This is a genomic window from Variovorax sp. GW821-FHT09D05 (assembly GCF_059416325.1).
The window spans coordinates 33,481-46,266 of the sequence record NZ_JBWKOZ010000009.1 but is presented as its reverse complement, the minus strand read 5'-3'; the positions used below and the strand labels follow the sequence as shown (position 1 = coordinate 46,266).

Here is a 12,786-nt window from a genome sequence, read left to right as displayed (position 1 = left end):
AACAATAAGCGCCATACACGGCGCAGTGGCATCGGCCCGCCAGGCGTCTTGTTGACGCCGAGCCAGTCAAGGCAGATGAAGGTCAGGGGTGGGAGCCGGAAAGTCCGCCCTCGCAAAAGGGTTGAAATGGAGCTTTCTTCGTCCCCGGCAGAGAGCCGGTGTTGCGGGCAACTGGACCCGGCAACGGTGGCTATTGTCGCATGAGTCGGGTTTTCCTGTCTCCAAGCCCGACTCAGGTAAATGAACATGCCGTGGATGGGCTCGCGCCGAGCTTCACCTGTCGGCGCTCGGATCGGTTGGCCGAGGTCGACGCCGTGCTGCCTGGCCAACGCACGCAGGCATCGTTCCGACGGACATCGAGCAGGCTAGGCAGCAGTTCAAGAGCGCTGCGCTCGTCGGTCGCGTCTCTCAGGCGATTTGCGGCAACGCCGGCAGCGCCGTGAGATCGATCACGCGATCGGCCATCGCGATCGTCTCAGGGCGGTGCGCGATTGTGATGCGTGTTATGAGAAGGGCGCGGATGGCCTCGTTCACCTGTCTTTCCTTACCCACATCGAGGTGGCTGGTCGCCTCGTCAAGCACCAATACACGAGGCTGTCGATACAGGGCGCGAGCCAGAAGGATGCGCTGCTTCTGTCCGCCCGACAGGCTGCTCCCCATGTCGCCGTTCAGCGTGTGATAGCCCATCGGCATGGCTGTCACCTCAGCGTCGATTGCTGCAAGCGTCGCCGAGACCTGGACACGCGCCAGGTCGATCGTTTCGTCAAAGGCGGCGATGTTGTCCTGCAGGCTGGCGGAAAACAACTGATCGTCCTGCATGACAGCCGCAATCTGTCTGCGCCAATGACCGATGCCGAATCGGTCGAGAGGTACGCCATCGATCCGGACTGTGCCCTCCGTCGGCGTCAGAAGGCCCAGGATGATCTTGGCGAGTGTGGTCTTGCCGCAGCCTGTGGCGCCCACGACGGCAACGTGTTCGCCGGCCCGGATTTCGAGTTGCACATGACGAAGCACCCACGGTGCGCCACTCCCATAGCGAAAGCTGACGTTGTCGAGTGTGATGGTCGGGTGAAAACCCTCTGCACTTGCCAAGCGTGGTACTCCGCCTTGCAGTTGCTCCGGCTCGGCAAGCACGATGTCGGACAGCCGCTCGACGTGCAATCGCAGCATTCGAATGGCCATGAGGTTGTCGACGAAGCGCTGCATGCGCGAGGAGAACTCGTCCTTGTATGAAATGAACGCCATCAGCATACCCACGGTGAGCGTGCCACCGATCGCCATTGCCACGCCCAGGCCGAGCACTGCGATGCTCTCAATGCCGAACACCAGGCTGTAGCCCGCGCCGAAAGCCAGCGTCATCTTCTGTGTGCTCGTCCGTCGATTGGTTGCCTGGACGACTATGTTCGTCCAGCGCGCAGCGCGCTGGTCTTCGAGACCCGCGATCTTGATCGTCTGGATAGCGCGCAAGCTTTCCAGGAAATGGGTTTGCGCCTTGGCGTCGTGCGTCAGCACCTCGTCGCTCGCGCGATGAAAGGCGCCATGGGGCAGCACGCGGATCGCCGCGTAGGCGAGCACGCCGGCGATGACGACGGCAGCAAGCTTGGCGCTGTAGAGCAGCATCACCAGCAGGGTCACGACGGCGAACAGGCCATCGAGCAGGATCTCCACCAGCCTGCCCGTGACTGCCTGCTGGATGCTCTGCATCGACTGGAAGCGCGACACTACGTCGCCCGTGTGCCTGAGCTCGAACCATTGCGCAGGCAGGTGCATGAGATGGCCCATGATCCGTGCGGCCCACTGCGTGCCGAACTGCACCGAGGCGACGATGCTCAGCCATCCCCGCGCCGCTTCGAGCCCTACCTTGATCAGCGTGACCAGGCCGAAGCCGATGACCAGCAGCCATAGCAGTTCGACATCGCCGGAAACAACGGCGTCGTCCACGATCCATTGCGTGAACAGTGGGGCGACCAGCAGCACCACTTGCAGGCTTGCGGCCATCACAAAGAGCTGACCCAAGCTGCGCTTGAGGCCGTGGAGCTTGCCGACGAGTTGACGCCAGCTGATGGGTGTCTTGGGTTCGTTGCGCTCGAATTCGGGGGCGGGTGTGAGCTCGAGCGCGACGCCGGTGAAATGAGGGCTGGCTTCCTTGAGCGTCATGCAGAGCTCGCCCCAAGCCGGATCGTGGATCGTCAGTTTGCCGCGAGAGCATCGGACCAGTACGACAAAGTGACTCATGTCCCAATGAAGGATGCAGGGCAAGGCCAGTTGTGGCACTTCGTCCAGTTCCAGCCTCAGCGGCCGCGCGCGAAGACCGAGTGTGCCGGAGAGTTGCATGAGATCGCCCAGGTCCATCCCGCGCATCGAGACGGCGAATTTGGCGCGCAGCTCACTCATTTCGTAGACGCGGCCATGGTGAGCGGCGATATAGCCGAGGCAGGCGGCGGCGCATTCGGTAGCGGTGGATTGGAGGTAGGAGGGCATGATTCACATTCGAATTCATCGAATGCTTGGAATAAGGGCTGGCTCAGAGGCAAATTTTGTGGTCGGGGCAACAGATGGAGGCAGGGCGATAAATCCTCAAAAGCAGAAGAGCGCTCCGTTTCACAGGGCGTCTTCTGCTGCAAGGAATTAGCTGAGCAATTTATCCCATAGCCCAGAAATCGCGAGAATGCATACGGCGATTATTCCGATTCCTGCAATTTTCACCCATATGCCTTTGAAGAGAAAGGCAATTAATGCGAGAGTGAGAATTGTGATGGATAAAGCATTAATAACCATCGCCGTCTAAATCTTTCCCAATTATGTCGTTGCACATCAGCCCTCCAACAATCGTTCCAAATGCTGCCCCATTGATTCCTGTCACAAAGCTCCGACCTGCCGCAGCACCTATAAGAAATCCAACTGCAGCAAATCCGGCTATGCACTGATTTTCTGTCATGCCACCACTCACCAAGGACATGTCTTCAATAACGAGTTCTCTCATATCACTCCTTTGTTGAGCTTGAAAATTTTCGGAAAAATAAGCCGCTAATTCCTGTAATGCCTGCTGCGGGTATAATTGCAAGAATTATTTTTTAAAGCCCATTGGGCAAATAATTTCGCAAAAATCCAATTGAAATTTGCAGCCAATAACACGCTTAATATCGATATTTGTATTGCTGCTCCAATGGCAAATCATTGAAGAAATAGTGGCGCAATATTAATCGTGTAAATGCGATGGGAATAATCTTTCATATTTCTTGGTATTTTGGGTTCTGATGTGAATTTTCCTTAAATTGTTGTTGAAAAATTGAACGCGTTGCCACTCGATAGTCCGGGACCGGCGAAATGACGTCCTTGTCCGCCAGTTGCTGCAAGAGCGCCGAGGTCTTTTCGCGTTGGTCCGGGGACTTCGAAATTTCCTCCAGCGAGGCTCGTGGTCGCGAGAACAGGCTCGCGATGTGCCTTTGGCTTGCCGCATCCATTCGAATGGCTTGGCCGTTGACGTACATATTTGTCGACGCGGGCGAAGCCGTCCGGTAGACCGAGTTCAATCTGAACTGACCTTGAGGCTCGCCCGATGCGCCGGGTTTGCCCAATGTTTCGATCGCGAATCGCGATACCACCCTCTCGTTCGAGAAGACCTCGCGCTTGAACTCCGCAAGATTTGTCTTGCTGACCAAGAGTTCTTCTGCAGCCTGTGCCGCCAGCGCAAGGCCGTCGAGGTTGTCTCGTTCGGCCTTGATCGACTGGCGCAGTGCGATGTCGGAAGGCAGTGTCTTGAAGCACGACCACGCAACGTAGTCCCTGATCAGCATCGGATGGATGCCAACCGCGATATGGAAGGTCTCTTCGCTGGCGAGTGGAACCGCCTCGTGCCACCAGCCGCGCGGTATGTAGAGCACGTCACCAGCTTCCAGATACCCGTCGAACACGGGCTCCGCCGGGCATTCGTGCTTGTGTTCCTTGCTCTTCTGATGCGGCAGCGGAAGCGCAAAGGTCGGCGCGAACACGCGCCAGCGCTTGCGGCCGATCAACTGGACGGCGAAGACGTCATGCGTGTCCCAGTGCTGCGCGAAGGTGCCTCTGCCGCCGAAGGCGGCGTAGCCGTTGGCGACCGCCTTCTCGCCAACGAAGCGCGCAATCTCCATGGCGAGGTCATGAACGGGCTCCGACTTCGTCTCCAGCCGGTTCAATACCAGCGTCGCACCCTCTTGCAGGAGTTCGTAGAAAGTGTCCTTGACGATCTTCGATCGCTGCATGGCGAGATCGACAAAGGTTTCGGTGTAGTGCTCGACGGGGATCGGGCCGTCCTTGAAAAGCTGCAGCAACCCATCACGAGGATCCCAGGCGAACAGGGCGGAGTTGATGTCCTTCCATGTCACTGGGCGGTGTGCCAGCGCGCCTTTGCGAACGAAGAACTGTTTCTCGTAGTACTCCTCGATGAACCGCTCTGTCGAAACCCCGAAATCGATCATCTTGAAACTCCTGCTTGAAAGAAAAAACGGCGATCGCTTCAGCAGCCGGTGTCGGCGATGCAGCGGATGAACTGGGGCAACCGCTTTCTGGAGAGCACGTCGCCATTCATCGTCGAGACTTCGCTCTCCCCGGGTCGGTGAACCCGAACGATCGCGGCTTCTGAAGCCGTTGAACGTCTTCCGGCGCGGCGGGCGGCGGCGAAGATGCGTCGATCGCGTGGCGAGCTGGTGGTACAAAGAGCGGAAGTTGCTTTTTCATTGGTGCTGCCTAGAAGGTGTACTTGCGCAAGCCGATCAACGGCTCGAGCACCCACTCGATAAGCCGTCTGCGCTCCTGTTCGATATCCGTTTCGAGTGCCATGCCTGGCATCAGCGGCAGCGCCTTGCCGTAGGCCAGGACGCTCTGCGATTCGAGCTTCACGGTCACTCGGTACAGGCCTTCCTGGCTTGCCGATGCGAGCGGCGATGCGGCGCTCAGTTCGCCGGGCTGAAGCGGACTGCGCGACACTTCGGTGACGACGCCGGCGTACTGTCCGAACTTCTGGTACGGAAAAGGCCTGATAGCGGATGCGAACCCGCTGTCCGGCTTCGACAAACCCTACGGCGCGAGAAGGCGCGAAGAGCTGTGCAACCAGTTCCGCATCTGCCGGAAGAAGGGTGGCAAGGGCTTGGCTGCCTGCCGGCTGGCCAACCTGCGCGGTGATCGCTGTGATGACGCCGTCCATTGGCGCAGTTACGGCGAGTTGGTCTCGCGTGCGCGCCTCGGCGACTTCCTGGCCCAATGCGGCCAGGTCGCGTTCCAGCTCGGCGATCTGGGCTTCTGCGCGTGCGGCGGTCTGGTTGAGCTCGCTTTGGACCGAGACGGTCGTGCTCGTCAACTCGGCCTTCTGGCGATGGGCGGCAACCCATTGCGCGCGCAACGTTTCGACTTGATCTTCCTTATCCTGCAGCGCCACTTCGGAGATGAAGCGCTCGCGCGCGAGGGTTCGATGGCGTTCGAGCATCCTTGTGGCGGCTTCGATGCGACGCCCGTGCAGTTCGATCTCCTGCTGGACGCGGCGGCCTTGCTCCCGCAATGTCTCGAGGCGGTTGCGCAGTCCCTGCTGCGTTTGCTCGCGCAGTAGCCGCAGAGTGCCGACGGCCCGCAGCAGGCTGTCGCGGCGCTGCGTCAGTGATGCTGCCTGCGCGTCCGAAAGTCTCGCGTGCTCGGACGCGCCTGCGGCGCGGCGATCGTCGGAGAGTACGAAGAGCAACTCGCCCTGCCGCACGCGCTGGCCTTCTTCGACGCGCTTTTGCGTGACGATGCCAGGCGTCGCAGCAAGCAGGCGGATGGTGCCCTTCGTCGGCACGAGCAGGCCTGCCGCAGTCGCACGCTTGGTATAGCTGCCAAGCGTCAGGTAGCTGCAGATCAGCAGCGCCGTCAGGCCGGCAGCCAGCACTAAAACCAAACTCGGCCAAGGCCGCGCCAGCACGATGGGTCCGTAAGACGCGCACGACCCCACGTTCAGCGCCTCGGCGCGGAACAGGCTCATGGCGTTGGCCTACGGGCGTGCGGAAATCGAGTGAGGGCGGGACTGGCGCCGCGGCGAAAGCCGCAAGCGCGTCAAAGCGTAAGTAAATTTCATTTTTCTCTTCCCTGATGAGCGATTAGCGCGCCGGAATTGCCGGCGGGGCTATCGGCCACTTTGTTGAGCGGCGACCTCTATGGGCGCGAATATAGCAGCGCCGAATGCCACGGCCGCGTCACTGGTCGAACGGTCGGTTCGCGACCATGCGTTAAACTCTTACCCTGCCGGTATTACTACAGCGCAACATGCGACTCACATCCAAAGGTCAGGTAACCATCCCCCAGAACATCCGCGAACTTGCCGGCCTCAAGCCATACGACGAAGTGGAGTTCGAATACCGCAACAAGCAGATCGTGGTGAAGCCCATCAAGCGCACGAATACGCCTGCCGAAGAGGCGATTGCATTGCTGCGCGGCAGTGCCACCTCTAAGCTCGACCTGTCGGCCGACGACTGGCTGGAGATGACGCGTGGCGAGCGTTGAACGTTCCGAAACTTTCCTGATCGACAGCAATGTTCTGATCGACGTGATCCATGAAGATCCGAAATGGATGGATTGGTCTGTCGCGGCTATTTCCGATTGCCTGAACCGGGGTAAGCTGGCGATCAACCCGCTGATCTATGCCGAGGTTTCGGCATACTTCAATTCGGACCGCGATGCCGACGCGGCACTACCTGCGCGGCTGTACGAGCGGCTGGATCTGCCCTACGCAGCCACGCGGGGCGCGACAGTGGCGTTTCACAAGTATCGGAAGGCCGGCGGAACGTGTCCTTCGCTGCTGCCGGATTTCTACATCGGCGCGCATGCGCAACTGCTGGGTTGCACCCTCGTATCGCGCGACAGGGCGCACTACAAGGCCTATTTTCCAAAGCTCAAACTGATTTCACCCAAGCAAAGATAACCATGGCTCAATACGTCTATTCGATGAACCGTGTCAGCAAGACCGTGCCGCCCAAGCGGCAGCTCTTGAAAGACATTTCGCTCTCTTTCTTCCCCGGCGCCAAGATCGGCGTGCTCGGCCTGAACGGCTCGGGCAAGTCCACGCTGCTCAAGATCATGGCGGGTGTGGACAAGGAATTCGAGGGCGAGGCGCTGCCCATGCCGGGGATGACGATCGGCTATCTGGAGCAGGAACCCAAGCTCAACACCGAGCACACGGTGCGCGAGTCGGTCGAAGAGTCCATGGGCGCGGTGTTTGCGGCCAAGGCGCGCCTCGAAGAGGTGTACATCGCCTATGGTGCCGAAGACGCCGACTTCGACGCGCTGGCGGCCGAGCAGGCCCAGCTCGAAGCCATCATCGCCACCGCCGGCACCGATTCCGAACACCAGCTCGAAATTGCCGCCGACGCCCTGCGCCTGCCGGCCTGGGACGCCAAGATCGGCGTGCTGTCGGGCGGTGAAAAGCGCCGCGTGGCGCTGTGTCGCCTGCTGCTGAGCAAGCCCGACATGCTGCTGCTCGACGAACCGACCAACCATTTGGACGCCGAATCTGTCGAATGGCTCGAAGTGTTCCTGCAGCGCTTCACGGGCACCGTGGTGGCCATCACCCACGATCGCTACTTCCTCGACAACGCGGCCGAGTGGATCCTGGAAATGGACCGTGGTCGCGGCATTCCCTGGAAGGGCAACTACAGCACCTGGCTCGAGCAGAAGGGCGAACGCCTGGCGCAGGAGCAAAAGAGCGAAGAAGCCCACGCCAAGGCGCTGAAGAAGGAGCTGGAGTGGTCGCGCCAGAACCCGAAGGCACGCCAGGCCAAGAGCAAATCCCGCCTGGCCCGCTTCGAAGAGCTGAGCGACATGGAATACCAGAAGCGCAACGAGACCCAGGAAATCTTCATTCCGGTGGCGGAGCGGCTGGGTCAGCAGGTGTTCGAGTTCCACGGCGTCAGCAAGTCCTTCGGCGACCGCATGCTGATCGACAACCTGAGCTTCACCGTGCCGCCGGGCGCCATCGTCGGCATCATCGGCCCGAACGGCGCCGGCAAGTCGACGCTGTTCAAGCTGCTCGCGGGCAAGGAAAAGCCGGATTCGGGCGAGGTCGTCATCGGCCAGACCGTGAAGATGGCTTTCGTCGACCAGCATCGCGACGAACTGGCCAACCAGAAGACCGTGTGGGAAGACATCTCGAACGGCCTTGACATCATCAACGTCGGCAAGTTCCAGATGGCCAGCCGCGCGTATGCGGGCCGCTTCAACTTCAACGGCGCCGACCAGCAGAAGAAGGTCGGCACGCTGTCGGGCGGTGAACGCGGCCGCCTGCACCTGGCCAAGACGCTGATTGCGGGCGGCAACGTGCTGCTGCTTGACGAACCCTCGAACGACCTCGACGTGGAAACGCTGCGCGCGCTCGAAGATGCGCTGCTCGAATTCGCCGGCACGGTCATGGTGATCAGCCATGACCGCTGGTTCCTCGACCGTATCGCCACGCACATCCTGGCCGCCGAAGGCGACAGCCAGTGGACCTTCTTCGACGGCAACTACCAGGAGTACGAAGCCGACAAGAAGAAGCGCCTCGGCGAAGAAGGCGCAAAACCCAAGCGCATGCGCTACAAGGCCCTGAAATAAGGCTCACCCCCAGGCTGCGCGCACTTCGTGTCGCTTCTCCTTCCTGCCGGGGGAGGGTTGGGTGGGGGTAGACGGCCTCTGAAAAAAGCTCAGTCTGCTTCAGCAAGAGCGCGCGGTTCCGCAAGGGGCTGCGCGCTTTTTTCATCGTCCGCCGCAAACACCTCGCGTGCGGCGAAGAGGCCGTTCAGTGCCGCCGGGAAGCCTGCGTATACCGCCATCTGCATGATGACCTCGACCACCTCGTCGCGCGTCACGCCGACGTTCAGCGCAGCGTGGATGTGCACCTTCAACTGCGGCGCGGCATTGCCCATGGCGGTGAGCGCGGCCACGGTCGCGATCTCGCGGGAGCGCAGGTCGAGGCCGGAGCGCGAGTAGATGTCGCCGAACGGAAACTCGATCACCAGACGGCCAAAGTCGGGCGCGATGCCGGCCAGGCTCTCGACCACCTTGACGCCGCCTTCACCGTCGATCTCGTGGAGCTTGGCCAGGCCACGCGTGTAGCGCAGGTTGTCGTTGTGGCCCTGGTTCTGTGTGTTCGTCATTGCTCGTCTTTCCTTCCCGGGCTTTGCCCGATAGAGGAGGACGCTTCTTCGTCTTCTCGACCTCGCGGTAGTGGTCGATCTTGAGCGACAGCGCCTGCATGGATTGCTGCAGCGTCGCCACCCGGGCCTGAACTTCGGCAAGGTGCTGTTCGAGCATCTCGCGCCGTTCGCCGACGCTGGCGTCCCCCTGGCTTCGAAGCCTGACGAAGGCCTGCATGCCCTGGATGGACATGCCGGTCTCGCGCAGGCGCAACAGGAAATCCAGCAAGTCCATGTCGGCGCTCGCGTAGCGCCGCTGACCGCCCGGTGCACGCGGCACCGCGGCAATCAGCCCGATGCGTTCGTAGTAGCGCAGCGTGTAGGCCGTCAGGCCGGTTCGCTCTGCGACTTCCGCAATGGTCAGACTGGTTTCCATGGCGTTGATTCTCGAAATTAGAGCGCGCTCTAAGTCAAGCGCTTTGTCGAACTATTTTTGCGGGACGTTCAGATCGGCATCCAGCCAGCCGCGCAGGCTGTTCACGAAGGCCAGCGCCTGCACCCGGGGCAGATCGTCCACCCGCACGACCGCTTCGGCAAGCTGGCCGCTGCGCACGCGGTTGGCGCGGCCGATGCCGTTCAGCAAACCACAGCGCAAGGGCGGCGTGACCCAGCGGCCGTCGAGCAGCAGGGCAATGTTGCCGCGCGTGCATTCGGTGACCTCGCCGTCGCGGTTCCACAGCAGGGTGTCGAACACGCCCGCAGCGGTGGGCGCGAAGGCTTCGTAGTGGGCGCGGCGGGTGGTCTTGAAGCGGGTGAAGTCGCTATGGGCCTCGTCGAATGCGCGGTCCGCGAGCTGCAGTTGCACGCGTGAGGGCGGCGATTCCATCGCGAACGCCTCGGCGCGGGGCGTGCCTTGCGCATCGAGCAGCAGGCGCACGCGCCACGTGCCGGCCGTGTGCTGTGCCTGAAGACGATGCAGGCAGGCGGCGACGAGCGCTTCGTTCCACGCGTAGCCGAAATGCCGGGCGGCGTTTGCCATGCGCGCCAGGTGCGCCGGTGCATCGCGCAATTCGCCTTCCGCCAGTGCCAGTGTTTCGAGCAGCTCGAAAGGCGGATTCACGGGCCGCTTTGCGTGCGACAGGAAGGCGCGCTTGTGCCGCCATTCCTCCCACTCCGCATCGGCTTGCGCATCGGCGGTGATGCCGCTGCCAATGCCGCAACGCGCCTCGCCGTCGCGCAGCGTCACGGTGCGGATCGGTACGTTGAAAGTCGCCTGTCCGCCGGGCTGCACCACGCCCACGGCACCGCAGTACACACCGCGCGCCTCGGGCTCCAGTTCGCGGATCATGCGCATCGCGCTGACCTTGGGCGCTCCGGTGATCGAGCCGCACGGAAACAGCGCCCCGAACACATCGGCCAGTGTGGTGCCTTCGCGCACCAGTGCCTCGACATCCGACGTCATCTGCCACACGGTCGGCAGCGCCTCGGTGTGAAAGAGCCGCGGCACACACACCGAGAAAGGCCGGGCCACGCGCGAGAGGTCGTTGCGGATCAGGTCCACGATCATGACGTTCTCGGCCCGCTCCTTCGGCACGGTGCGCAGCCGCTGCGCCAGCGCTTCGTCTTCGGCGGGCGTGGCGCCGCGCGGGGCTGTGCCCTTCATGGGACGCGTGAGGATGCGGTCGTCGTGCCAGTCGAAGAAGAGTTCGGGTGACACCGACAGCACCTGCTCTTCGCCAGTGTCGATGAAGGCGATGTAGCCGTCGGGCTGCGCTTCTCGTAGCGCAAGGAACCAGTCGCGTGCATGGCCATGGAAGCCGGCATGCAATGGCGCGGTGTAGTTGAGCTGGTAGAGCTCGCCGTTCGCAATCGCGCGGTGGATGGCCTGCATGCGCTGGTCGAAGTCGGCGCGCGAGAGGCTGTCTTGCCAATCGACAGTGGGCACCGGCGAAGCGTTGTTCTGGACTTCCGGCCATGGCAGGGCTTCGTCGTGCACGCCGAACCAGGCCAACGGCCCGTCTGCCGCATGCACCGCGAACGCGGGGTCGAAGGCCGCCGCAGCTTCGTAGCGCAGATACCCCACGCACCAGCGCCCCTCACGCGCCATCGCCTCGACGGCTTCGAGCACAGGCCGCACCTCTGCGGCCGCCCGTGCCACCAGCACGCACGAAGGCGCACCGAAAGACAGGCGCAGCCGGCTCGCACCATCGCCGCGCGGTTGTGCGAAATCGATCAGCGTGCGCAAGGTCGAATGCAGGGCGCCATCAGGCGGCATCGTTCGCCGCGGTCGTCGGTCCGGCCCCACCGCCCGCACTGCTGCCTTGCGGCGCACGGGCCAGCACCCGCTTGCGCACCGCATAGATGTTGTTGCGCAGCGCATAGAGCTCGTCGGCATACGACAGCGGCACCGCCACCTTGTTGACCGTACGGTCGAGCTGGTCGAGGTCTTCGAGCAGGGACTTCTGTTCGGCCTCTTTCACTTCCGTCTTTGCATCGACCTTCGCCTCGATGTCGCGCAGCCGCGCATACCAGCGGAACACGCGCCGGCGCACGCGGAACTGGTACAGCGGCGGCACCACGCGGCTCAGCGGCAGCATCAGCACCAGCAGGCCGCCCAGCACCAGCCACATGCGCTCGACCAGGTTGCTGGCCCAGAAGGGCAGGTAGCGCTGCCAGATCGGCGGCGTGCCGTTGATGGCGCGGTCGCCTTCGGGACTCACCGGCAGTTCGCTGGTGCGGGTGTTGGGAAAGTCGCGCGCCCGGTTGAACCAGCCGGCGCCGCTGTGCACCGATTGCGCCGCCTGCGCGAACAGTTGGCGCAGGGCCGGGTGGGTTTCGTCACGCGACAGCAACGAGGTGGTGGCTGCGAGCAGCGCCACGTCGTGCGGCGGCAGGTCTTTCGACAGGTCGACCACGCCGCGCGGCAGCGTCACCGCCGAGAGGAACGGAAAGCGCCGCGAGTAGGCGTCGGCCTGGCCGAAGTCCATGAGCTTGATGTCGTCCGAACGCAGCAGCCGTTGCACCTGCGGCGATTGCGGGGCGGAAGACAGCACGATGGCATCGAGAAGGCCGGCCTGCAGCGCCTCGGCGGCCGACGCCTGTTCGAGGTTCGACAGCAGCAGATCTTCGGGGCCCAGCCTGTTGGCCTTGAGCAGGCGCTCCATGATGTCTGGCAGCCCGCTGCCCGGAAGGTCGATGTTCACGCGCAGGCCGCGCAATTGGGCGAGCGTGGTCAGCGTGCCGGTCTTGCGGTCGATCTTCTGGGCCGAGTCGGCACGGTAGAAGAGCCAGATCGGCTCGTAGAACAGGCTGCCGAGCGAAGTGAGGCCGGCCTCTTCGTCGGCCACCGGGTCGGCGCTGCCGCCGCGCACGAAGGCCACGTCGGCCCCGCCGGTGCGCAGCAGCTGCAGGTTCTCGGTCGAGCCCGATGTGGGCTTGAGCTCCACTTCGATGCCGCTGTGCTTGAGCGCTTCGGCATAGCGTTTGCCGAACTGCGCATAGGCGCTGCCCGTGGGGCCGGTGGCCAGCGTCACGTGCTTGGGCGGCTGCGGCTGCAGCCACCAGTAGGCGGCGATCAGCAGGCCGATGACGATGAAAATGATCGGCCCCGCCGAGGCGATGAGGTCGCGGATCGACAGCAGGATCAGCTTCAGGGTTCTGGGGAACGCCATGGTGG

General features: G+C 62.5%; 11 protein-coding genes. 3 read left to right on the top strand and 8 right to left on the bottom strand.

The features are described from left to right. Positions 1-408: 408 nt before the first annotated feature. The 4 genes from AC07O3_RS23795 to AC07O3_RS23780 form a co-directional block, all read right to left on the bottom strand. Entirely contained in the window at positions 409-2,481 is a 2,073-nt protein-coding gene (locus tag AC07O3_RS23795) for a peptidase domain-containing ABC transporter (RefSeq protein WP_495340487.1), read from the bottom strand. 286 nt (positions 2,482-2,767) lie between these two features. Continuing rightward, positions 2,768-3,064 (bottom strand): hypothetical protein, encoded by a 297-nt coding sequence (locus AC07O3_RS23790; RefSeq protein WP_495340486.1) that lies wholly within the window; start codon positions 3,062-3,064, stop codon positions 2,768-2,770. Positions 3,065-3,230: 166 nt separating this feature from the next. Further along, a complete protein-coding gene (locus AC07O3_RS23785; protein ID WP_495340485.1) occupies positions 3,231-4,457 on the bottom strand; it encodes a JmjC domain-containing protein in 1,227 nt (408 codons plus the stop codon). Between the two features lie 38 nt (positions 4,458-4,495). Next, positions 4,496-5,989: an HlyD family secretion protein gene (locus AC07O3_RS23780; protein WP_495340484.1), complete on the bottom strand. Its 1,494-nt coding sequence runs from the start codon at positions 5,987-5,989 to the stop codon at positions 4,496-4,498. Between the two features lie 281 nt (positions 5,990-6,270). Here AC07O3_RS23780 and AC07O3_RS23775 point away from each other — a divergent pair, with 281 nt between their 5' ends. From AC07O3_RS23775 to ettA, 3 genes are read left to right on the top strand one after another with little or no spacing between them, the layout of a single operon-like run. Further along, positions 6,271-6,507: an AbrB/MazE/SpoVT family DNA-binding domain-containing protein gene (locus tag AC07O3_RS23775; RefSeq protein WP_093177883.1), complete on the top strand. Its 237-nt coding sequence runs from the start codon at positions 6,271-6,273 to the stop codon at positions 6,505-6,507. Then, positions 6,494-6,925: a type II toxin-antitoxin system VapC family toxin gene (locus AC07O3_RS23770; RefSeq protein WP_093177881.1), complete on the top strand. Its 432-nt coding sequence runs from the start codon at positions 6,494-6,496 to the stop codon at positions 6,923-6,925. Before AC07O3_RS23775 ends, AC07O3_RS23770 begins: the two co-directional genes overlap by 14 nt. Positions 6,926-6,927: 2 nt before the next feature. Beyond that, positions 6,928-8,589, top strand: a complete 1,662-nt coding sequence (gene ettA / locus AC07O3_RS23765; RefSeq protein ID WP_093058280.1) for an energy-dependent translational throttle protein EttA — start codon at positions 6,928-6,930, stop codon at positions 8,587-8,589. An 89-nt stretch (positions 8,590-8,678) separates the two neighbouring features. On the opposite strand, the gene AC07O3_RS23760 is transcribed toward ettA, so the two are convergent. Genes AC07O3_RS23760 through AC07O3_RS23745 form a run of 4 tightly spaced genes read right to left on the bottom strand, consistent with a single transcriptional unit; the run spans position 8,679 to position 12,781 of the window. Then, positions 8,679-9,131: a carboxymuconolactone decarboxylase family protein gene (locus tag AC07O3_RS23760; protein WP_495340483.1), complete on the bottom strand. Its 453-nt coding sequence runs from the start codon at positions 9,129-9,131 to the stop codon at positions 8,679-8,681. Beyond that, the gene (locus AC07O3_RS23755; RefSeq protein WP_093058282.1) at positions 9,049-9,546 is read right to left on the bottom strand and encodes a MerR family transcriptional regulator; all 498 of its coding nucleotides are present in this window, start codon (positions 9,544-9,546) and stop codon (positions 9,049-9,051) included. Before AC07O3_RS23755 ends, AC07O3_RS23760 begins: the two co-directional genes overlap by 83 nt. 51 nt (positions 9,547-9,597) lie before the next feature. Next, complete coding sequence (gene pabB / locus AC07O3_RS23750; RefSeq protein WP_495340482.1) at positions 9,598-11,385, bottom strand: aminodeoxychorismate synthase component I; 1,788 nt, start codon at positions 11,383-11,385, stop codon at positions 9,598-9,600. Beyond that, positions 11,375-12,781: a TAXI family TRAP transporter solute-binding subunit gene (locus AC07O3_RS23745; protein ID WP_093058283.1), complete on the bottom strand. Its 1,407-nt coding sequence runs from the start codon at positions 12,779-12,781 to the stop codon at positions 11,375-11,377. The genes pabB and AC07O3_RS23745 overlap by 11 nt, the downstream gene beginning before the upstream one ends. Between the last annotated feature and the right edge of the window lie 5 nt (positions 12,782-12,786).